The sequence below is a fragment of the Paraburkholderia lebeckiae genome (genome assembly GCF_014201005.1).
Classification (GTDB): domain Bacteria; phylum Pseudomonadota; class Gammaproteobacteria; order Burkholderiales; family Burkholderiaceae; genus Paraburkholderia; species Paraburkholderia tuberum.
In genome coordinates this window covers 69647-90734 of sequence record NZ_JACHDK010000003.1, presented here as the reverse complement: position 1 = coordinate 90734, position 21088 = coordinate 69647, and the positions used below count along the sequence as shown (strand labels likewise).

The 21088-nt window shown below is 63.5% G+C and carries 19 protein-coding genes; all 19 read left to right on the top strand.

From position 1 onward, the window contains the following. Positions 1 to 15 precede the first annotated feature (15 nt). The 19 genes from HDG39_RS06920 to purF all read left to right on the top strand — a co-directional run bounded on the left by HDG39_RS06920 (position 16) and on the right by purF (position 20950). Entirely contained in the window at positions 16 to 720 is a 705-nt protein-coding gene (locus HDG39_RS06920; RefSeq protein WP_184004350.1) for a succinate dehydrogenase iron-sulfur subunit, read from the top strand. An 84-nt stretch (positions 721 to 804) separates the two neighbouring features. Continuing rightward, positions 805 to 1077 (top strand): FAD assembly factor SdhE, encoded by a 273-nt coding sequence (locus HDG39_RS06915; protein ID WP_018424116.1) that lies wholly within the window; start codon positions 805 to 807, stop codon positions 1075 to 1077. 72 nt (positions 1078 to 1149) lie between these two features. Further along, positions 1150 to 2451, top strand: a complete 1302-nt coding sequence (gene gltA / locus HDG39_RS06910; RefSeq protein ID WP_184004348.1) for a citrate synthase — start codon at positions 1150 to 1152, stop codon at positions 2449 to 2451. Between the two features lie 319 nt (positions 2452 to 2770). Next, positions 2771 to 4180 (top strand): 3-isopropylmalate dehydratase large subunit, encoded by a 1410-nt coding sequence (gene leuC / locus HDG39_RS06905; protein ID WP_090808290.1) that lies wholly within the window; start codon positions 2771 to 2773, stop codon positions 4178 to 4180. A 5-nt stretch (positions 4181 to 4185) separates the two neighbouring features. Next, positions 4186 to 4344, top strand: coding sequence for an entericidin A/B family lipoprotein (locus HDG39_RS06900; RefSeq protein WP_184004346.1), 159 nt, complete (start codon positions 4186 to 4188; stop codon positions 4342 to 4344). Positions 4345 to 4428: 84 nt separating this feature from the next. After that, on the top strand, positions 4429 to 5082 hold the full coding sequence (leuD, locus tag HDG39_RS06895) for a 3-isopropylmalate dehydratase small subunit (protein ID WP_184004344.1): 654 nt from the start codon (positions 4429 to 4431) through the stop codon (positions 5080 to 5082). 90 nt (positions 5083 to 5172) lie between these two features. Then, positions 5173 to 6240: a 3-isopropylmalate dehydrogenase gene (gene leuB / locus HDG39_RS06890; protein ID WP_184004342.1), complete on the top strand. Its 1068-nt coding sequence runs from the start codon at positions 5173 to 5175 to the stop codon at positions 6238 to 6240. A 360-nt stretch (positions 6241 to 6600) separates the two neighbouring features. After that, positions 6601 to 7722 (top strand): aspartate-semialdehyde dehydrogenase, encoded by a 1122-nt coding sequence (asd, locus tag HDG39_RS06885; RefSeq protein WP_184004340.1) that lies wholly within the window; start codon positions 6601 to 6603, stop codon positions 7720 to 7722. Positions 7723 to 7860: 138 nt separating this feature from the next. Next, on the top strand, positions 7861 to 10545 hold the full coding sequence (locus HDG39_RS06880; protein WP_184004338.1) for a FimV C-terminal domain-containing protein: 2685 nt from the start codon (positions 7861 to 7863) through the stop codon (positions 10543 to 10545). Then, entirely contained in the window at positions 10542 to 11354 is an 813-nt protein-coding gene (gene truA, locus HDG39_RS06875; protein WP_184004336.1) for a tRNA pseudouridine(38-40) synthase TruA, read from the top strand. The genes HDG39_RS06880 and truA overlap by 4 nt, the downstream gene beginning before the upstream one ends. Next, the gene (locus tag HDG39_RS06870) at positions 11351 to 12061 is read left to right on the top strand and encodes a phosphoribosylanthranilate isomerase (protein ID WP_018424126.1); all 711 of its coding nucleotides are present in this window, start codon (positions 11351 to 11353) and stop codon (positions 12059 to 12061) included. The genes truA and HDG39_RS06870 overlap by 4 nt, the downstream gene beginning before the upstream one ends. A 60-nt stretch (positions 12062 to 12121) precedes the next feature. Beyond that, positions 12122 to 13315 (top strand): tryptophan synthase subunit beta, encoded by a 1194-nt coding sequence (trpB, locus tag HDG39_RS06865; RefSeq protein ID WP_184004334.1) that lies wholly within the window; start codon positions 12122 to 12124, stop codon positions 13313 to 13315. 9 nt (positions 13316 to 13324) lie between these two features. Continuing rightward, the gene (locus tag HDG39_RS06860) at positions 13325 to 14239 is read left to right on the top strand and encodes a DNA-methyltransferase (RefSeq protein ID WP_184004332.1); all 915 of its coding nucleotides are present in this window, start codon (positions 13325 to 13327) and stop codon (positions 14237 to 14239) included. An 80-nt stretch (positions 14240 to 14319) separates the two neighbouring features. Continuing rightward, positions 14320 to 15132, top strand: coding sequence for a tryptophan synthase subunit alpha (gene trpA / locus HDG39_RS06855; protein ID WP_018424129.1), 813 nt, complete (start codon positions 14320 to 14322; stop codon positions 15130 to 15132). Between the two features lie 79 nt (positions 15133 to 15211). Beyond that, positions 15212 to 16084: an acetyl-CoA carboxylase, carboxyltransferase subunit beta gene (gene accD, locus HDG39_RS06850; RefSeq protein ID WP_018424130.1), complete on the top strand. Its 873-nt coding sequence runs from the start codon at positions 15212 to 15214 to the stop codon at positions 16082 to 16084. A 373-nt stretch (positions 16085 to 16457) separates the two neighbouring features. Beyond that, positions 16458 to 17768, top strand: coding sequence for a bifunctional tetrahydrofolate synthase/dihydrofolate synthase (gene folC / locus HDG39_RS06845; protein ID WP_184005198.1), 1311 nt, complete (start codon positions 16458 to 16460; stop codon positions 17766 to 17768). Positions 17769 to 17797: 29 nt separating this feature from the next. Then, positions 17798 to 18751, top strand: a complete 954-nt coding sequence (locus HDG39_RS06840; protein WP_184004330.1) for an SPOR domain-containing protein — start codon at positions 17798 to 17800, stop codon at positions 18749 to 18751. A gap of 7 nt (positions 18752 to 18758) precedes the next feature. After that, complete coding sequence (locus tag HDG39_RS06835; RefSeq protein ID WP_184004328.1) at positions 18759 to 19310, top strand: CvpA family protein; 552 nt, start codon at positions 18759 to 18761, stop codon at positions 19308 to 19310. An 89-nt stretch (positions 19311 to 19399) separates the two neighbouring features. Beyond that, positions 19400 to 20950 (top strand): amidophosphoribosyltransferase, encoded by a 1551-nt coding sequence (gene purF, locus HDG39_RS06830; protein WP_018424135.1) that lies wholly within the window; start codon positions 19400 to 19402, stop codon positions 20948 to 20950. Positions 20951 to 21088 lie beyond the last annotated feature (138 nt).

Here is a 21088-nt window from a genome sequence, read left to right as displayed (position 1 = left end):
AAGGAATTCAGAGAAATGGCCAAGCGTACATTTGAAATTTACCGCTACGATCCGGACAAGGACGCCGCTCCGCGTATGCAGACGTACGAGATCGAAATCGACTCGCACGAACGCATGCTGCTCGACGCGCTCATCAAGCTGAAGGCGCTCGACGAAACCCTGTCGTTCCGTCGCTCGTGCCGCGAAGGCGTGTGCGGTTCGGACGCAATGAACATCAACGGCAAGAACGGCCTCGCGTGCCTGACGAACCTGAACGACCTGCCGCAGAAGATCGTGCTGCGTCCGCTGCCGGGCCTGCCCGTCGTGCGTGACCTGATCTGCGACTTCACGCAGTTCTTCAACCAGTATCACTCGATCAAGCCGTACCTGATCAACGATACGCCGCCGCCGGAGAAGGAACGTCTGCAGTCGCCGGAAGAACGCGACGAGCTCGACGGCCTGTACGAATGTATCCTGTGCGCGAGCTGCTCGACGTCGTGCCCGAGCTTCTGGTGGAACCCGGACAAGTTCGTCGGCCCGGCTGGTCTGCTGCAAGCCTACCGCTTCATCGCGGATAGCCGCGACCAGGCAACCGGCGAGCGCCTCGACAACCTGGAAGATCCGTACCGTCTGTTCCGTTGCCACACCATCATGAACTGTGTCGACGTTTGCCCGAAGGGCCTTAACCCGACCAAGGCAATCGGCAAGATCAAGGAATTGATGGTTCGCCGCGCTGTCTAGTATCAATGAGCTCCGCGCTCCCTGGCGCGCGCTGCCCCCGAGAGGGCGGTCAGTGCGCTCGGGCGCGGCGCGGGGTGTACCGACATGACCGAAACATCGCATCAGTCCGACCCTCTCCGCCGCGCGCGTCTTCGCTGGCGCGCACGGCGGGGCCTGCTGGAAAACGACCTGATTTTCGAGCGTTTTTTCAGCCGATATGAGCATGACCTCAGCGATGCCGACGTGGGCGCACTCACGCGCCTGCTCGAGCTGAGCGATAACGACCTGATGGACTTGCTGCTCGCGCGCAAGGAACCAGAAGGCGATCTGGCCGACCCGGACGTGGTCCGGGTTCTGGAGTTGCTGCGCAACGCTTGAGCGCCGCCAGTCCGTTGTTCCAGGCGTGCAATTATCGAAACCCTGTATCCATACTTCGATTGAGGATGTGCTATGACCCCGTCAGATGTTAAAGCCACGCTATCGTTCAGCGACAATTCGCCGAGCGTTGAAATGCCGATTTACAAGGGCACGATTGGCCCGGATGTGATCGACATTCGCAAACTGTACGGCCAGACCGGCAAATTCACGTACGACCCGGGCTTCATGTCGACGGCGGCGTGCAATTCGGCGATCACCTACATCGACGGCGACAAGGGCGAACTGCTCTACCGCGGCTACCCGATCGACAACCTCGCGCAGAACGCCGACTTCCTCGAAACCTGCTACCTGCTGCTGAACGGCGAGCTGCCGAACGAGAAGCAGAAGGCCGAATTCGTCGGCACCGTCACGAAGCACACGATGGTGCACGAGCAGATGCAGTTCTTCTTCCGTGGCTTCCGTCGCGATGCGCACCCGATGGCGATTCTGGTCGCCGCGGTCGGCGCGCTGTCGGCGTTCTATCACGACTCGCTCGACATCAATAACCCGCGTCACCGCGAAGTGTCGGCGATCCGTATGATCGCGAAGCTGCCCACGCTGGTCGCGATGGCGTACAAGTACAGCATCGGCCAGCCGTTCGTGTATCCGAAGAACGACCTGTCGTACAGCGCGAACTTCATGCGCATGATGTTCTCGAACCCGTGCGAAGAGTACGTGGTCAACGACGTGCTGGTGCGCGCGCTCGACCGTATCCTGATCCTGCACGCGGACCACGAGCAGAACGCGTCGACGTCGACCGTGCGTCTCGCCGGTTCGTCGGGCGCGAATCCATTCGCGTGTATCGCGGCGGGTATCGCGTGTCTGTGGGGCCCGGCGCACGGCGGCGCGAACGAAGCCGCGCTGACCATGCTGGAAGAAATCGGCTCGGTCGACAACATTCCTGAGTTCATCAAGCAGGTGAAGGACAAGAACTCGGGCGTGAAACTGATGGGCTTCGGTCACCGCGTGTACAAGAACTACGATCCGCGCGCGAAGCTGATGCGCGAAACCTGCCACGAAGTGCTCGAAGAGTTGGGCCTGCACGACGATCCCCTGTTCAAGCTCGCGATGGCGCTGGAAAAGATCGCGCTCGAAGACGAGTACTTCGTGTCGCGCAAGCTGTACCCGAACGTCGACTTCTACTCGGGCATCGTGCAGCGCGCGCTGGGCATTCCGACGTCGATGTTCACCTGCATCTTCGCGATGGCACGCACGGTCGGCTGGATCGCGCAGTGGAACGAAATGATCGCCGATCCCGAGCAGAAGATCGGCCGTCCGCGTCAGCTGTTCATCGGCGAGACGCTGCGTGAAGCGAAGCCGATCGTACAGCGCTGATCGCTGATCGAACCCGATACGCGCGCTTCGTCGCGGCATACTTGCCGCGCACAAGCGCGAAATTGAAGTGAATGAAACGCCTCAACGGGTTGACCGTTGGGGCGTTTCTGTTTCTGCGGCCGCCGCGGGTCGGGCGTGCGGCGCATTGGCGTCGCCGGTCGCCGATGGTTGCCGGGTAACACCGATACAGGTATCGGCACTACCAGCCAACCCCATGTTTTTTATCGGTTTTTTCGCCGTCTATGCAGCCCATCGCGGTGCGCAGCGTGGCATAATCGATCGACACAGTCAGCCCGCAGTCATTACTACCCCGCATACCATGGCACAGACCCTCTACGACAAATTGTGGAACACGCACGTGGTCCACACGGAAGACGACGGCACCACGATTCTCTACATCGACCGCCACCTGCTGCATGAAGTGACCAGCCCGCAGGCGTTCGAAGGCCTGAAAATCGCCCAGCGTCCGGTGTGGCGCATCAGCGCGAACCTGGCCGTGTCCGACCACAACGTGCCGACCACGGACCGCAGCCACGGCATCGCCGATCCGGTGTCGAAGCTGCAGGTCGACACGCTCGACGCCAACTGCGACGCCTTCGGCATCACACAGTTCAAGATGAACGACCTGCGTCAGGGCATCGTTCACATCATCGGGCCGGAACAGGGCGCCACGCTGCCGGGTATGACGATCGTCTGCGGCGACTCGCACACGTCCACGCACGGCGCGTTCGGCGCGCTTGCGCACGGCATCGGCACGTCGGAAGTCGAGCACGTGCTGGCCACGCAAACGCTGCTGCAGAAGAAGAGCAAGAACATGCTCGTGAAGGTCGAGGGCCAATTGCCGCGCGGCTGTACCGCGAAGGACATCGTGCTCGCGATCATCGGCAAGATCGGCACCGCGGGCGGCACCGGCTACGCGATCGAATTCGGCGGTTCGACGATCCGTTCGCTGACAATGGAAGGCCGCATGACGGTCTGCAACATGGCGATCGAAGCGGGCGCGCGCGCCGGCATGGTCGCCGTCGACGATACCACGGTCGAATACCTGAAAGGCCGTCCGTTCTCGCCGCAGGGCGTCGAGTGGGATCACGCGGTCGAGTACTGGAAGCAGTTCAAGTCGGACGACGGAGCGCATTTCGATCGCGTGGTCGAGTTGAACGCCGCCGAAATCGTGCCGCAGGTCACCTGGGGCACGTCGCCGGAAATGGTCACGCCGATCGACGGCCGCGTGCCGGATCCGGAGCGCGAAAAGGACCCGGTCAAGCGCGACGCGATGGAGCGCGCGCTCAAGTACATGGCGCTCGAGCCGAACGCGCCGATCGAGTCGATCAAGCCGGATAAAATCTTCATCGGGTCGTGCACCAACGCGCGCATCGAAGACATTCGCGCCGCGGCTTACGTCGTGAAGAAGCTCGGCCGTCGCGTCGCGCCGAACATCCGTCTGGCGATGGTCGTGCCGGGTTCGGGTCTCGTGAAGGCGCAGGCGGAGCGTGAAGGCCTCGACAAGGTCTTTACCGAGGCCGGTTTCGAATGGCGCGAGCCGGGCTGCTCGATGTGTCTGGCAATGAACGCCGACCGGCTCGAGCCGGGCGAGCGTTGCGCGTCCACGTCGAACCGCAATTTCGAAGGTCGTCAGGGCGCTGGTGGCCGCACGCACCTGGTGAGCCCCGCAATGGCCGCGGCTGCGGCCATCGAAGGGCATTTTGTCGACATTCGCAAGCTCGGATAAATCGCATGATGAAGAACATGAATCGCACCACTCTATTGCGCCGCTTCGCACTCGGCACGTTCGCCGGGCTCCTGCTCGGTCTTGCCGGCTGCAACACGGTGCACGGATTCGGCCAGGACATGTCGCACCTCGGCAATTCGATCAGCAATCACGCTGAGAAATAAGCGGTTTTTGATTTTTGCCGGCGATACGGCGCGGGGGTTCCAGCCGCCAGTCGCATCGCCCGGTCCTGAACAGGCGCAAGCGTCATGGATAAATTCATCGTACACACCGGCGTCGTGGCGCCGCTCGATCGCGAGAACGTCGACACGGACGCGATCATTCCGAAGCAGTTCCTGAAGTCGATCAAGCGCACGGGTTTCGGTCCGAATGCGTTCGACGAATGGCGCTACCTCGACCACGGCGAACCGGGTCAAGACAACTCGAAGCGTCCGCTGAACCCGGATTTCGTGCTGAACCAGCCGCGCTACCAGGGCGCCTCGGTGCTGCTCGCGCGCAAGAATTTTGGCTGCGGCAGCTCGCGCGAACACGCGCCCTGGGCATTGCAGCAATACGGCTTTCGCGCGCTGATCGCGCCGAGCTTCGCGGACATCTTCTACAACAACTGCTTTAAGAACGGCGTGCTACCGATCGTGCTGACCGAACAGCAGGTCGATCATCTGTTCAACGAGACGTATGCGTTCAACGGCTTCGAGCTGACGATAGACCTCGAAGCGCAAGTCGTGCGCACGGCCGACGGCGGCACCGAATATCCGTTCGAAGTCGCGGCGTTCCGCAAGTATTGTCTGCTGAACGGTTTCGACGACATCGGCCTCACGTTGCGTCACGCGGACAAGATCCGCCAATTCGAAGCGGAGCGTCTCGCGAAGCAACCGTGGCTGAACAATCGCCTCATCCGTTAAGCGAAACCGTGAGGGCGGTAGGGGCGTGAAGTCCGCGCGCCAATGTCGGTTCGCGCCAGAAAGATCCGAAAAAATCATCAAGGAATTCGCATGAAGATCGCAGTGTTGCCGGGCGACGGCATCGGTCCCGAAATCGTCAAGGAGGCCGTCAAGGTCCTGAACGTGCTCGGCGAGAAGTTCGAACTCGAAGAAGCGCCGGTCGGCGGCGCGGGCTACGAAGCGAAAGGCCACCCGCTGCCGGATTCGACGCTCGCGCTCGCGAAGGAAGCCGACGCGATCCTGTTCGGCGCGGTCGGCGACTGGAAGTACGACAAGCTCGAACGCGCGCTGCGCCCTGAGCAGGCGATTCTCGGTCTGCGCAAGCACCTGGAACTTTTCGCGAACTTCCGTCCGGCGATCTGCTACCCGCAACTGACGGGCGCATCGTCGCTGAAGGAAGAAATCGTTTCGGGTCTCGACATCCTGATCGTGCGCGAACTGAACGGCGACATCTATTTCGGCGCGCCGCGCGGCCTGCGTACGTCGCCGGACGGCCTGTTCGCCGGCGCGAAGGAAGGCTTCGACACGATGCGCTATTCGGAACCCGAAGTGCGTCGCATCGCGCACGTCGCGTTCCAGGCGGCGCAAAAGCGCGGCAAGAAGCTCACCTCGGTCGATAAAGCCAACGTGCTCGAAACGTCGCAGTTCTGGAAGGACGTGATGATCGACGTGTCGAAGGAATACGCGGACGTCGAACTGTCGCACATGTACGTCGACAACGCCGCGATGCAGCTCGTGAAGGCGCCGAAGTCGTTCGACGTGATCGTGACCGGCAACATGTTCGGCGACATCCTGTCCGACGAGGCGGCCATGCTGACCGGCTCGATCGGCATGCTGCCGTCGGCATCGCTCGACAAGAACAACAAGGGCTTGTACGAGCCGTCGCATGGCTCCGCGCCGGATATCGCCGGCAAGGGCGTTGCCAATCCGCTCGCCACGATCCTGTCGGCCGCGATGATGCTGCGCTATTCGCTGAACAAGGCGGAGCAGGCCGATCGCATCGAAACCGCGGTGAAGAAGGTGCTCGAACAGGGCTATCGCACCGGCGACATTCTCACGCCGGGTTGCAAGCAGGTCGGCACCGCCGCGATGGGCGATGCCGTCGTGGCCGCGCTGTAAAACGCGTGCACCGCATGCGCTCGCAGAGCGAGGGCGTGCGGCGGCCAGGTCAACGATACCGGCCTTTTAAAAACGCGAATCGGGCCTTGAAACAGGCCGATTTGCGCGTCATACGGCGAAGAACGCCGCCAGTTTTCCGTTTTCGTGTATATTCTTGCGATGGCTCAGATCTCCCCAATCTCCTCGATTTCCAAAATGCATGGCACAACGGCCCGTGCGATCGAGTTCGCCATTACCATCAAAACCATTACCCCGAAAACGATCACGAAGCGCTGATCGTCCGCCGTGCCCGCCCATCTTCCCCGCGCGGTCACTGCGGGCAAAGATGCGGGGAAGTTTCCATTCGAAGGGTATGAAGTCATGAACGTAGGTCTCGTAGGTTGGCGCGGCATGGTCGGCAGCGTCCTGATGCAACGTATGCAGCAGGAAGGCGATTTCGACTTGATCGAACCGGTGTTTTTCAGCACCAGCAACGCGGGCGGCAACGCGCCTTCGTTCGCCAAAAACGAGACCAAGCTCAAAGATGCGACAAGCATCGACGACCTGAAGAAGTGCGACGCGATCATTTCCTGCCAGGGCGGTGACTACACGAACGACGTGTTCCCGAAGCTGCGCGCGGCGGGCTGGAACGGCTACTGGATCGACGCGGCATCGTCGCTGCGCATGAAGGACGACGCGGTCATCATTCTCGATCCGGTCAACCTCGACGTGATCAAGAACGCGCTCGTCAAAGGCCAGAAGAATTTCATCGGCGGTAACTGCACGGTCAGCCTGATGCTGATGGCATTGGGCGGCCTGTTCCGCGAAAACCTCGTCGACTGGATGACGGCCATGACTTATCAGGCCGCATCCGGCGCGGGCGCGCAGAACATGCGCGAATTGCTGTCGCAAATGGGCACGCTGCACGGCGCGGTGAAGAACGAACTGGCAGACCCGGCTTCGGCGATTCTCGACATCGACCGCCGCGTGCTCGAAGCGATGAACAGCGACAGCATGCCGACCGACCACTTCGGCGTGCCGCTCGCGGGCTCGCTGATTCCCTGGATCGACAAGGATCTCGGCAACGGCATGTCGAAGGAAGAGTGGAAGGGCGGCGCGGAAACCAACAAGATCCTCGGCAAGCCGGCCATGGGCACGCCGGGTTCGATTCCCGTCGATGGTCTGTGCGTGCGGATCGGCGCAATGCGCTGCCATTCGCAAGCGCTCACGATCAAGCTGAACAAGGACGTGCCGCTCGACGAAGTGAACGACATCCTCGCGTCGGGCAACGACTGGGTCAAGGTTGTGCCGAACGAACGCGAAGCGTCGATGCGCGATCTGTCCCCGGCGGTTGTCACCGGTACGCTGACGGTGCCGGTCGGCCGCGTGCGCAAGCTCGCGATGGGCGGCGAGTATCTGTCGGCCTTCACGGTCGGCGATCAACTGCTGTGGGGCGCGGCTGAACCGCTGCGTCGTATGCTTCGCATTGTGCTCGACAAGTAAAGTAAACTACGCGCTCACGACGCGTAGACAACTCAAGAAGCGTCGCGCTTGCGCGGCGCTTTTTTCATTGTGTGCTCCGATCATCTTGTCTCTTTCCACTCGCAAAAAAGGCTGCGCGCTGACGCGCCAGGAGTCCCGATGAACTTTCGACGCTCCGCTCTTCGGGCTATGTCCATTCGTCACGAGAAGGTGCGATTCAGCAGCCGTCCGGCGGCGATGGCCGCTTGTGCCGCTTTCGTCCTTGCGCTGCTCGGCGGTGGCGCGGGCAATGCGCTTGCCGCGCCGGCTAGTGCCACGAGCGCGCCGGATGCCGCTTCCGCTGTCAGTTCCGCTACCGCTGTCGTTGCTGTCGCTGCGGGCTCTCAGTACACCGTACACGCAGGGCAGTCGCTGAACGATGTCGCGATCGCTATTACGCAGTCGCATGACCGGGCGGTACTCGCGCGCGCTACGCACGCATTGTTCGACACGAATCCAGCCGCGTTCATGAATCACGATCCGAGCCGGATGCGTGTAGGAGCGGTGTTGATCGTGCCGGCGCTCGATGCGTCGGGGGCCTTGGCGGCTTCGTCGACTGGGGCCGCGGCAGGGGCGTCGGAGTCCACGGCGGCTGCGCCCGCTTCCGCGCCGACTGCCGCGCCGGCCGCGGCGGCGGCTGCCGCCAGCACGGCGAGTGCAGTCGCGCAGGTCAACGCCGCCGCCGCGAGTGCGGCCAGCGCGGCGGCTCAAGCGACGACGCCAGCCGCACCCACGGTTTCCGGCGCGGCCAGCGCGGCGGTATCGACCGGCGCGGCGGCGGGCGGTGCGGTTTCGTCCGCGCCAGTGGCCGGTTCGGCGCCGGTGGCGACGAGTGGCACGCAAGAATGGGCCGGATCGATTCAACCGGGGGCGAGCGCGCCCGCCGGACAAGCGCCGTCGGTAGCGACCGCGACTGCACCGGCGGCCGCGGCCGCGCAGGCGGCTTCGCAGCCGCATCCGCAGGTGTCGAGTCTGCAGCAATTGCTGGCGCTGAAAAACCGCGTGCTGATGGAGTTGCAGAAGCACGGTATCGGCGGGGCGCCCGTCGCTTCAGGCCCAACGCCGACGAGCGCTGCGCAGCCGGCACCGGCAGGTTCCGCGGCGACTGTGGCCGTGGCGCCGGAGCGCGCGAATGTGACGACGTCGCCGTCGAATGAGGGCGGCATCTCTCAGCGCGATTTGAGCATCGCGGCGGCCGTGGGCGCGGCACTGATCGTTCTGCTCGCTGCTCTGCGCATGGGTCGCCGCAAGCGCGATAAAGAGGCCGCGGCACGGACTGCCCAGGCAACTGATGCAGAAATGGCGAGATCCGCGCGTGAGGCCGATTCGCGCAATGGCGGCGCGGCGGCGGGGCAGGCGGCGGTCACGAAAGGATCGGACGCACAAGACCAAGAGGTTGCACGGCAGGCCGCAGCAGCAGAGCATGCGGCTGCGGAACGTGCGGCAGCCGAACAGGCAGCGACAGAAAGCGCGGCTGCGGAGCGGGTGGCAGCGGAGCGCGCGGTGGCCGAGGAGGCGGCGGCCAAGCGCGCCGCAGCGGAACGTGCGGCTGCGGAACCTGCAGCAGCCGAGCAAGCCGCAGCAGAAAGCGCGGCAGCCGAACGTGCAGCAGTCGAGCAAGCCGCAGCGGAAAGTGCAGCGGCCGTAGAACACGCCGCGGCGGAACGCGCAGCAGCGGAACAAGCGGCAGCCGAACAGGCAGCAGCCGAACAAGCAGCAGCACGCGTCGCCGCCGAACATGCGGAAGCGGAACGCATAGCAGCAGAACGCAGCGCATCCGAGCGCGCCGCAGAAGAACAGGCGGCACAGCAAGCAGGCACGCCCGAACCTACTGCACCGACGGCGCCACTCGCCAGCATCCCGCTACCCAGCGAAAGCGAACTGTCCAGCGAACCACCGGCGGTCGCGCCCGCCCATGACGAGACGCTTCGCTCCGCCGCGACGGCCGCCAATCTCGCCGCCGCGGCAGAACTCGGCGCCGACGCGTTGCCGCTGGGACCGCTCGAACCGGTCAGCGCCGCGACGCAGGACGAGAACGCGCATCGCCTGCAATGGGACGAGGAACCCACAGAAAGTCCGACCGCAGAGAAAACGACAGGCACGACGACAACCCCGAGCCCGAGCGCCGCAGAACCGCCCTCGACAGCGTCGCACACCACGACGGCCGAACCGCAGTCCCCCTTGAACGTTCCACCCCCAGTGATCGATTTCACGCAACATCAGATCGAACCGCGCCCCACCACGTCGTTCGGTCAGCCGTTCAGCGACATCCCCGTGCCGACGGAACCCGCGCCGTCCGCACCGACCGAGTTCCCGCGCGAGGCCGTCGACGCGTTCGGCAGCCTCAACATGCCGCTGCCACCGCGCATCGACGTGCCCACCGTCGGCGAAGCGGAGCCTTCCACGTCGCTGTCGACGCAACCGGTCGCATCGCCCGACACGACCGCGCAGCAGGCCTTCGGCGTCCATGGCGCGGACGACGACGCCCCGCACATCGCCGACCAGATCGCCGCCGGCACAGCCGGCCACGGCGCCGTCGCGGGCCTCGGCGCGGCCGGCTTCGGCGCGCTGAAGCTCGACTTCGACCTCGAGTTGCCGCCGAGCCCGGCTCAGCCATTGCCGGCCTTCACGCCGGCCGATCTCGGCCGCATCGCTCGCAACAAGCTGGAATTGGCCTCCGAGTACATCGAGCTCGGCGATCTGGCGGGCGCGCGCGCGCTCATCAACGAAGTGATCGAAGCGAACGATCCAGCCACGCGCACCGAAGCCCGCGCGTTGCTTTCGACTCTCGCACCGCTGTCGTGAAGCGCATCGCATTAGGCGTGCAATACGACGGCGCCGGATTCGCTGGATGGCAGTCGCAGCCGCACGGCAACACGGTACAGGACGAGCTCGAACGGGCGCTGCGCGAATTCACGCGCACGCCCGTGCAGACGGTGGTCGCCGGCCGCACTGACCGCGGTGTGCACGGCTTGGGCCAGGTCGTGCATTTCGACACCGACCTCGATCGCCTCGACATCTCCTGGGTGCGCGGCCCAAATGCGTTTCTGCCGAAGACGATCGGCGTGCAATGGGCCAAGCCGATGCCCGACGATTTTCACGCGCGGTTTTCGGCATTCGAGCGGACCTATTACTACGTGCTGTACATAAGTCCGGTTCGCTCGCCGATGCTCACGACGCGCGCCGGCTGGATGCACACGCCACTCGACGTCGACGCGATGCGCTCGGCCGCCGAGCACCTGATCGGCGAGCATGACTTTTCGGCGTTTCGTTCGTCGCAATGCCAGTCGAAGACGCCGTTCAAGCACCTGTACCAGATCGACGTCAAACGACAGGGTAACTTCGTGCATTTCCGCTTCCGCGCGAACGCGTTCCTGCATCACATGGTGCGCAACGTGATGGGCTGTCTGATCGAAATCGGCGGCGGCCGCCGCCCGGCCGCGTGGATGGCCGACGTGCTCGCGAGCCGTAGCCGCGATTGCGCGGCGCCGACCTTCATGTCAGACGGCTTATACCTCGCGCAAGTGGGCTATCCTGAGCGATTCGGCGTGCCCGACCCGGCGACGGGCAGCGTGCCGTGGAGCAGCGTATGGACCGAGCAACCGGAAACATGAAAGCAGCAGAGAACCCCGCCATTCAGACCGACGCCACCGCCTTGCAAGGCGTGCCACATCGCACGCGCATCAAGCTGTGCGGACTATCGAAACCCGTCGACATTGCACACGCGATCGACCTCGGCGCCGACGCGATCGGCCTCGTGTTCTATCCGCCGAGCCCGCGCTCGGTGAGCGTCGCGCAAGCGGTCGAACTCGTGCATGAGGTGCCGCCGTTCGTGTCGGTCGTCGGTCTGTTCGTCAACGCGACGCCGGAATGGGTTCACGAAGTCGCGAGCAACGTGAACCTGACGCTGTTGCAGTTCCACGGCGACGAGACGCCTGAGCAGTGCGAGGCGCTCGCCGGCGTTGCGGGTTTGCCTTGGTTGCGCGCATTGCGGGTTGCGGCGGATACTCGATCGGCCGATTTGGTAAAATCGGCGTTCAACTATTCAGCAGCCAGTGGTCTCCTGTTCGACACCCATGTCGAAGGCTACGGCGGCGGTGGGAAGGTTTTCGATTGGTCACTTATTCCAGCAGAGCTCGCGCATCGGGCCGTTTTGAGTGGTGGGTTGAACGCGCAAAACGTCAGTGATGCGATCCATCGCGTGCGCCCGTACGCGGTCGATGTCTCGAGCGGCATCGAAGTAGCGGGCGCCCGGGGCGTGAAGGATCACGCCCGGATGGCGGCGTTCGTACGCGCGGTGCGCGCTGCGGACGCTGAATGATTCAGGCTCGCGGGCGCTTTCCGATGAAAGCCGCGAGCCATCCTGAGAAGAGTGATCACCATGTACAACTTGCCTGACGAAAGAGGCCACTTCGGCCAATTTGGTGGTGTATTCGTCGCCGAAACGCTGTTTTCCGCACTCGACGAGTTGCGTGAAGCGTACGAGAAATATCAGAAAGACCCGGAGTTCGTCGCCGAGTACGAGCGCGAATTGAAGTATTTCGTGGGTCGCCCGTCCCCGATTTATCACGCACAGCGCTGGAGCGAATTGCTCGGCGGCGCGCAAGTTTATCTGAAGCGTGAAGACCTGAATCACACCGGCGCGCACAAGATCAACAACGTGATCGGCCAGGCGCTGCTTGCCAAGCGCATGGGCAAGCCGCGCGTGATCGCGGAAACCGGTGCCGGTCAGCACGGCGTGGCCACGGCGACGATCTGCGCGCGCTTCGGAATGGAGTGCGTGGTCTACATGGGCGTCGAGGACGTGCACCGCCAGGCCGCGAACGTTTATCGCATGAAACTGCTCGGTGCGACGGTCGTGCCGGTCGAATCGGGGTCGCGCACGCTGAAGGACGCGCTGAACGAAGCGATGCGAGACTGGGTCACCAACGTCGAAAACACGTTCTACATCATCGGCACTGTTGCGGGTCCGCATCCGTACCCGATGATGGTGCGTGACTTCCAGCGCGTGATCGGCGACGAATGCCGCGTGCAGATGCCAGAACTCGCTGGCCGTCAGCCGGACGCCGTCATCGCGTGTGTTGGCGGCGGTTCGAATGCGATGGGAATCTTTTACCCGTATATCGACGATAGTTCCGTGCAGTTGGTCGGCGTCGAAGCGGCCGGCGACGGCCTCGAAACGGGGCGTCACGCGGCATCGCTGATCGCCGGTAGTCCCGGCGTGTTGCACGGTAACCGCACCTATCTGCTGCAAGACGAAGACGGCCAGATCATCGAGACCCATTCGGTGTCGGCAGGCCTCGACTACCCGGGCGTCGGCCCCGAGCATGCGTGGCTAAAAGAGAGCAATCGCGCTCAATACGTAGGCATCACCGACGAAGAAGCCCTGAAGGCGTTCCACGATTGCTGCCGCATCGAGGGCATTATTCCTGCGCTGGAGTCGAGCCACGCGCTCGCTTACGCTACGAAACTCGCGCCGACCTTGTCGAAAGACAAGATTCTGCTGGTCAACCTGTCGGGCCGCGGCGACAAGGACATGCACACGGTCGCCGAGCGATCGGGTATCCAGTTCTGAGCCGCGACGATGCGTGACGAGTTCGACGAGCCGCAGCCGGCAATTGAAACCGCGAATCCGGCCGCCGAGGTACCGACGGCCGCGGCATCTGCACCGCTGCTGGCGCAGGTGCCGGCCGGCATTCAGCTGTTGAACCGCGATTTTCTAACCGATGTAGCGAACATTCCCGATGGGTCGATCGACCTGATCGTCTGTGATCCGCCTTATGGGTTGGGGAAGGACTATGGCAACGACTCGGACATGCGCACGGGCGAGGAATTTCTCGTCTGGACGCGCGGCTGGCTAGAGCTCGCTGTACCGAAGCTCAAGCCAACAGGGTCGCTCTATATCTTCTGCACCTGGCAATACGCGCCGGAAATCTTCAGTTTCCTGAAGACGAAACTCACGATGGTCAACGAAATCATCTGGGACCGGCGCGTGCCGAGTATGGGCGGCACCACGCGCCGCTTCACGTCAGTGCACGACAACATCGGTTTCTTCGCGGTGTCGAAGGACTATTTCTTCGATCTCGATCCCGTCCGCATCCCGTACGATGCAGTCACGAAGAAGGCCCGTTCGCGAAAGTTGTTCGAAGGAAGCAAGTGGTTGGAGCTTGGCTATAATCCGAAGGATGTCTGGTCAGTTTCGCGTCTGCATCGGCAACACGCCGAGCGCGTTGCGCACCCGACCCAGAAACCACTGGAAATCGTCGAGCGAATGGTACTGTCCAGCTGCCCGAAGGGCGGCCGCGTGCTCGACCCATTCATGGGCAGCGGCACCACCGCAGTCGCTTGCGCCCGTCATCAGCGCGAATTCGTCGGCTATGAGATCAACGAGAGCTATTGCGCGATAGCGCGCGAGCGCGTCAGCGCCGCCGCTACGCCTGCTGCGCCCCGTCGGACCCGAGCCAGGCCAAAAGTGCAGTCGTCGACCGAAGTGCAGTGAAAAGCGCGAGATTCGCCGCTAAGTTCGCTGAAAAGCGCGCGGCAATGGGCGCGCGATGGCCCTAATTCGAGAGTACTTCCATGTCCCGTATCAAGAACACGTTTGCCACGCTGTCCGCCCAAGGTAAGAAAGGCTTGATCCCGTTCATGACCGCTGGCGATCCGGACCCGGCTCGCACGGTTGAGTTCATGCACGCCCTCGCCGCCGGCGGCGCCGATGTGATCGAACTTGGCGTGCCGTTTTCCGACCCAATGGCCGATGGTCCTGTCATTCAGCAGTCGTCTGAACGCGCGCTCGCGAAGGGCGTGTCGCTACGCCATGTGCTGGCCGACGTCAAACGCTTCCGCGAAGCCGACGACAAAACCCCGGTCGTGCTGATGGGCTATGCGAATCCGATCGAGCGAATGGGCGCCGAGGCCTTCGCGAAAGCCGCGAAGGAAGCCGGTGTCGATGGCGTGCTCGTGGTCGACTATCCGCCTGAAGAGTGCGCAAACTTCGCGGAACAGATGCAATCTGCCGGGATCGATCCGATCTTTTTGCTCGCGCCGACTTCAACCGACGAACGTATCGCGGAAGTCGGCCGCATCGCCAGCGGCTACGTCTACTATGTGTCGCTGAAAGGAGTCACCGGCGCCGCAAATCTGGACGTTTCCAGCATCGCGAGTAAAATCCCGGCCATCAAGTCGCGCGTCCCCCTGCCGGTGGGCGTCGGTTTCGGCATTCGCGACGCGCAAACGGCGCGTGCGGTGGGCGAGGTGGCCGATGCCGTCGTGATCGGCAGCCGTATCGTTCAATTGCTCGAACAGGCAGCGCCCGACGCCGCTGCCGAGACGCTCACGCGTTTCATTGCCGAGGTGCGCGAGGCGCTCGATAGCCTCGCGAATGCCCGATAACAGTTATTTTTTGTCGCGGTAACGTGAGCGGCGGGCTCGTCCCGCCGTTCGCGCGACTGCTGACCCAGAAGGATTCCCTATGAGCTGGCTCGATAAGCTGCTGCCGCCAAAAATCAAACAAACCGACCCGAAAAACCGCAAGGGAATTCCGGAGGGCCTGTGGATCAAGTGCCCGTCGTGCGAAGCCGTGCTGTATCGCAACGACGTCGAGGCCAATCTGCATGTTTGCCCAAAGTGCGACCATCACATGCGCATCGGCGCACGTGAGCGGCTCGACGGCCTGCTCGATCCGGAAGGCCGCTACGAAATCGGCCAGGAAATCGTTCCGGTCGACGCGCTGAAGTTCAAAGATAGCCGCAAGTACCCTGAGCGCATTAAAGAGGCGATGGACGAAACCGACGAGACCGACGCAATGGTCGTGATGGGCGGCGCGATTCACACGCTGCCGGTCGTCGTGGCGAACTTCGAGTTCTCGTTTATGGGCGGCTCGATGGGTTCGGTGGTCGGCGAGCGTTTCGCGCGCGGCGCGCAGAACGCGCTCGAACAGAAAGTGCCGTTCATCTGCTTCACCGCTTCGGGCGGCGCGCGAATGCAGGAAAGCTTGCTGTCGTTGATGCAGATGGCAAAGACCACCGCGATGCTCACGAAGCTGGCGGAAGCCAAGCTGCCATTCATCTCGGTGCTGACCGACCCGACGATGGGCGGCGTGTCCGCGAGTTTCGCATTCCTCGGCGACGTCGTGATCGCCGAACCGAAGGCGCTGATCGGCTTTGCTGGTCCGCGCGTGATCGAACAGACCGTGCGCGAGAAACTGCCGGAAGGCTTCCAACGCGCCGAGTTTCTGCTGCAAAAGGGCGCGATCGACATGATCGTCGATCGTCGCAAGCTGCGCGAAGAGATCGCGCAATTGCTGGCGCTGTTGAGCCATCAGCCGGCGGACGCAGTCGCGTAAAAGCCGGGCAGCACCGCATTTGCCGCTCTTTCGCCCCGCTGTCGAAGACGCGGCGGAGCCAGAGAAGCAATCAAAAAAATAGCGCGCCGCGTGAGCAATCAAGCGGCGCGCTGTCATTTCCAGGATAATTACGGTCGCCTGCGATGCGGCAGCGGTCGAAGCCGAAGCTGGCGCGGCTCAAGGCGCGGGTTTGTGCGCATAAACCGCGCAACGGCCTACGCTCATGACCGGCGACCGCGACCGCGACCGCGACCGCAACCGCAACCGCAACCGCAACCGCAACCGCAACCGCAACCGCAACCGCAACCGCCTGACCAGCACCCTTCGCAGCACTGCAGAACCGGACTACCGCGACCCACTCAAGATTCACCCGATGACGACATTCCCCACTCTCGACGCGTGGCTCACGCACCTTGAATCTGCGCATCCGGTCGGCATCGACATGGGTTTGGGCCGCATCTCCCAGGTACGTGATGCGATGCAGCTATCGTTTGCGTGCCCGATCATCACGGTCGGCGGCACGAATGGCAAAGGCTCGACCTGCGCGATTCTCGAAGCGATCCTGCTGCGCGCGGGCTATACGGTCGGCTGCCACACGTCGCCGCATCTGCTGTCGTTCAACGAGCGCGCGCGCATCGATGGGGCAATGGCAAACGACGCAGATCTGCTGCCGCACTTCGAAGCCGTCGAGGCCGCGCGCCTGAGCCTCGCCAAACCGGTCACGCTGACCTACTTCGAATTCACGACGCTAGCGATCATGAGCCTGTTCGCGTCGCACGGCCTCGACGCGGTGATTTTCGAAGTGGGCCTCGGTGGCCGTCTCGACGCGGTCAATATCCTCGATACCGACTGCGCGATCATCACGAGCATCGATATTGACCACACAGACTACCTCGGCGACACGCGCGAAAAAATCGCGTTCGAAAAGGCCGGTATCTTCCGTCCCGGCAAGCCCGCGATTTGCGCGGACCCGGTGCCGCCGCAATCGTTGATCGATCACGCGGAAAAGATCGGCGCGCAATTGTGGTTGTTCGGCCGCGATTTCCGTTACGAAGGCCAGGCCGGCAGCGAGCGACAGCAGTGGAGCTATGTCGGCCCGACGCTGCGGCGCTCGGCGCTCGCGTATCCATCGCTTCGCGGGGCGAATCAGCTGATCAACACGTCGGCGGCGCTGGCCGGGCTCGAAGCTTTGCGCGACCGTCTGCCGGTGTCCGCGCAGGACATCCGGCTCGGCATCGCCAACGTGGATCTTCCGGGCCGTTTCCAGGTGCTGCCGGGCAAGCCGTCCATCGTGCTCGACGTCGGCCACAATCCGCATGCCGCCGCGGTGCTCGGGCAGAACCTCGGCAACATGGGCTTTTTCCCGTACACGTACGCGGTGTTCGGCGCGATGCGTGACAAGGACATCGCCGGCGTGCTCAATCATCTGAAAGGCGAGATCGATCACTGGTGCGTAACCGATCTGCCGACCCCGCGCGCTGCGTCCGCGCAAGAGATCGAAACCGTGTTGCGCGAGCTGGGCGTGGAAGACGGCGCCGACAGCAGCGTCACGCGTTACACAACGCCGGCGCTGGCTTTCCAGGACGCGCTAAAACGTGCGTCAGAGAATGATAGAATCGTCGTCTTCGGCAGTTTCTATACGGTAGCGGGTGTGATGGCCTACCGGAAATCGCAGCAACACTGAGCGGGCACCAGGCTCGAACCAAGCGATTCATGGGAATTTTCTCGTTCGGCAAGAAAGACGACGCGCCCAGCCGGCGCGGCGCAAACACCAGTTCCAATCGGGCCGCCCGGGGCGAACGCGTCGAGCGGCGCACCCGCCGCACCGAGCGCACCGTCGATGCAGATGCAATGCTGCTCGACCCCACACTGCCTGAAAAGCAGCGCGCGCGCCGCCGGCTCGTCGGCGCAATCGCACTGGTTGTCGCGGCGGTGATCATCCTGCCGATGGTGTTGGACTCGCACCCCAAGCCCGTCACCGACGACATCTCGATCGACATTCCGAACCGGCCCGCGCCGAAGCTCTCCAGATCCACCGACAACGAAGACGTGCAGGCCGGCGTCGCGCCGGACAATCCGCCGGCCGCCGACACGGGCGTGGCTGCGTCCAGCCTCGCGCCGGCAACGAGCGCGGCGACCACGGCGGCAGCCTCGGCCTCCGCCGCCAAACCGACGCAATCGACGCAATCGACCGCAGCGAAACAAGGAGCGACCCCCTCCGCCGCAACTGGCGCTCTTACCGCCGTCACGCCGAAACCCGCCGCGAAGCCGCAAACGCAGTCGCTCGCAGCCAACACTGCGCCTGCTGCCCCCGCCAAACAGACGAAGGCACCCGCCACCGCACCGTCGGCGTCGACCGACGACGAAGCGAACACGGCCACCGCCAGCGCCGACGCGAACTCCGGCACGCCGGCCTCGCCGCCTGGCAACCGTTTCGCGGTGCAGCTCGGCGCCTTCTCAAACGAAACGAACGCGCGCAATTGGGCAGCGAAGTTGAAAGCGGCAGGCGTGCCCACATATACGGAACATAGGAAACAAGCCGACGGCTCGACGCTGACATTGCTGCGTGCGGGCCCGTTCGCCGACCGTGCCGCGGCCACCGCTGCTGTCGCGAAGGTCCGCGAGGCGGGCCTCGTGTCGGGCTCGAACGGCAGCAGCGCACAGTAAGCGAGCGATGTTCACTGCCTTCGACTACGCTGTAATGGCGGTGATCGGTTTGTCGGCGCTGCGAGGCGCCTGGCGCGGTTTGCTGTCGGAAGTGTTTGGTTTGATCGGCTGGGTCGCGGCGTTTTTCATCGCTTGCGAGTTCGTGGGCTACGTGGTCCCGTATATCCCGTCTACCTGGCCGGGCGGCGCGTTGACGCAGTGGCTGCTGGCTTTTTCGCTCGTGGTGATCGGCGTAGTGCTGGTCACGAGCGTGGTTAGCGCGCTGCTCAGCCGCCTCGTGCAGGTCACGGGACTGGGCGGTGCGGACCGCTCGCTCGGCTTGATGTTCGGCCTCGTGCGTGGGGTCGTTCTGGTGCTGATTCTGGTCGCCCTCGCAGGCTTGACCGAACTGCCCAAAGAGGAATTCTGGCGCAACGCGCTGCTTCGTCCGTATGCGGTTGCGGGCGTACGCGCAATGAAACCGCTGCTCCCCGAGGCGCTCGCCGCTTACGTCCATGTGGACGATTCGGGCGTCCCGAGCAATGCGCAACAGGACTCCGGCGCATACCGACTGCCTTGACGTCGTAGCGCGTCCCGTCGCATGAAAGCGCGGGCGCGGTCGCAGGCACCGGTCGCCATCACGAATTTCGTACCTTTGAAGGACATGCCATGTGCGGCATCGTAGGCGTAGTTTCCCACTCCCCGGTCAACCAGCTGATCTATGACAGCCTGCTGCTTCTGCAGCATCGCGGTCAGGACGCCGCCGGCATCGCGACGGCGAACGGCAGCAATTTCCACATGCACAAGGCCAATGGCATGGTGCGCGACGTGTTCCGCACGCGCAACATGCGCGGCCTGCCGGGCACGACGGGCATCGGCCAGGTCCGTTACCCGACCGCCGGTTCGGCGTCGAGCGAAGAAGAAGCGCAGCCGTTCTACGTGAACGCGCCGTTCGGCATCATCCTCGCGCATAACGGCAACCTCACCAACTGGCAGCAGCTGAAAGATGAGATGTTCCGCATCGATCGCCGCCACGTGAACACCAATTCCGATACCGAAGTGCTGCTCAACGTGCTCGCGCACGAGCTGCAACTGTCGAGCTCGGGTCTGCAGCTCGATCCGGCCGCGCTGTTCAAGGCGGTGTCGGGTGTGCATCGCCGGGTGCGCGGCTCGTACGCGATCGTTTCGCTGATCGCCGGCTACGGCCTGCTCGGTTTCCGCGACCCGTTCGGCATCCGTCCGCTGTGCCTCGGCAAGCAGGAAACGGCAGAGGGTGTCGAGTGGATGCTGGCGTCGGAATCGGTGGCGATCGAAGGCATCGGTTTCGAATTCGTGCGCGACGTGCAGCCGGGCGAGGCGATTTTCATCGACACCGAAGGCCAACTGCATTCGCAGCAATGCGCGACGACCACGAGCCTGAACCCCTGCATCTTCGAACTCGTGTATCTGGCGCGTCCGGATTCGGTGCTCGACGGCGTGCCGGTCTACAACGTGCGTCTGCGCATGGGCGACTACCTCGCCGAGAAGATCAGGCGCGAGCTGCCCGACGTCGCAATCGACGTGGTGATGCCGATTCCCGATTCGTCGCGCCCGGCCGCGATGCAGGTCGCGAAGAAGCTCGGCGTCGAGTATCGCGAGGGCTTCTTCAAGAACCGCTATGTAGGCCGTACCTTCATCATGCCGGGGCAGGCGGTGCGCAAGAAGTCGGTGCGCCAGAAGTTGAACGCGATGAACATCGAGTTCAAGGGCAAGAACGTGCTGATCGTCGACGACTCGATCGTGCGCGGCACGACGTCGCATGAAATCGTGCAGATGGCACGCGATGCGGGCGCGAACAAGGTGATTTTCGCGTCGGCGGCGCCACCGGTGAAATTCCCGAACGTCTACGGCATCGATATGCCGACGCGCGGCGAACTGGTCGCGCACGGCCGCTCGGACGAGGAAGTTGCGCGCATGATCGGCGCGGATCACCTGGTGTATCAGGACGTCGATGCGCTGAAGCAGGCGGTGCGCGATATCAATCCGGCGCTGAAGGAATTCGAGGCTTCGTGCTTCGACGGCAACTACGTGACCGGCGACATTACGACCGAATACCTCGACCGCATCGAAAGCGCGCGTCTCGCGCCGTCGTCGCAATCGGATCGCGATGCCGCGAGCGAAGCGATCGACGGTGGCGGCCCGGCGCGTTCGCAGTTGCATCTGCAACTGTCGGTGGGTTGAGCGTACACACCGCGCCACGAGCGTATTAACACGTTGGCTTGCGTCGATTTGATCTCAGCTTGTGGACGCGGGGCAACCCGAAACAGCTAAAGCGAAGGGCGGAACGCCACGGTCGTCCGCCCTGGCTCCAACCTCCCC

Coding starts and splice junctions, on each gene's coding strand:
- HDG39_RS06900 (WP_184004346.1), top strand. CDS start 4,186: ATGATGAAGAACATGAATCGCACCACTCTATTGCGCCGCTTCGCACTC.
- HDG39_RS06915 (WP_018424116.1), top strand. CDS start 805: ATGACCGAAACATCGCATCAGTCCGACCCTCTCCGCCGCGCGCGTCTT.
- leuB (WP_184004342.1), top strand. CDS start 5,173: ATGAAGATCGCAGTGTTGCCGGGCGACGGCATCGGTCCCGAAATCGTC.
- gltA (WP_184004348.1), top strand. CDS start 1,150: ATGACCCCGTCAGATGTTAAAGCCACGCTATCGTTCAGCGACAATTCG.
- leuC (WP_090808290.1), top strand. CDS start 2,771: ATGGCACAGACCCTCTACGACAAATTGTGGAACACGCACGTGGTCCAC.
- HDG39_RS06880 (WP_184004338.1), top strand. CDS start 7,861: ATGAACTTTCGACGCTCCGCTCTTCGGGCTATGTCCATTCGTCACGAG.
- purF (WP_018424135.1), top strand. CDS start 19,400: ATGTGCGGCATCGTAGGCGTAGTTTCCCACTCCCCGGTCAACCAGCTG.
- HDG39_RS06860 (WP_184004332.1), top strand. CDS start 13,325: ATGCGTGACGAGTTCGACGAGCCGCAGCCGGCAATTGAAACCGCGAAT.
- HDG39_RS06870 (WP_018424126.1), top strand. CDS start 11,351: ATGAAAGCAGCAGAGAACCCCGCCATTCAGACCGACGCCACCGCCTTG.
- HDG39_RS06840 (WP_184004330.1), top strand. CDS start 17,798: ATGGGAATTTTCTCGTTCGGCAAGAAAGACGACGCGCCCAGCCGGCGC.
- trpA (WP_018424129.1), top strand. CDS start 14,320: ATGTCCCGTATCAAGAACACGTTTGCCACGCTGTCCGCCCAAGGTAAG.
- folC (WP_184005198.1), top strand. CDS start 16,458: ATGACGACATTCCCCACTCTCGACGCGTGGCTCACGCACCTTGAATCT.
- leuD (WP_184004344.1), top strand. CDS start 4,429: ATGGATAAATTCATCGTACACACCGGCGTCGTGGCGCCGCTCGATCGC.
- accD (WP_018424130.1), top strand. CDS start 15,212: ATGAGCTGGCTCGATAAGCTGCTGCCGCCAAAAATCAAACAAACCGAC.
- HDG39_RS06835 (WP_184004328.1), top strand. CDS start 18,759: ATGTTCACTGCCTTCGACTACGCTGTAATGGCGGTGATCGGTTTGTCG.
- asd (WP_184004340.1), top strand. CDS start 6,601: ATGAACGTAGGTCTCGTAGGTTGGCGCGGCATGGTCGGCAGCGTCCTG.
- HDG39_RS06920 (WP_184004350.1), top strand. CDS start 16: ATGGCCAAGCGTACATTTGAAATTTACCGCTACGATCCGGACAAGGAC.
- trpB (WP_184004334.1), top strand. CDS start 12,122: ATGTACAACTTGCCTGACGAAAGAGGCCACTTCGGCCAATTTGGTGGT.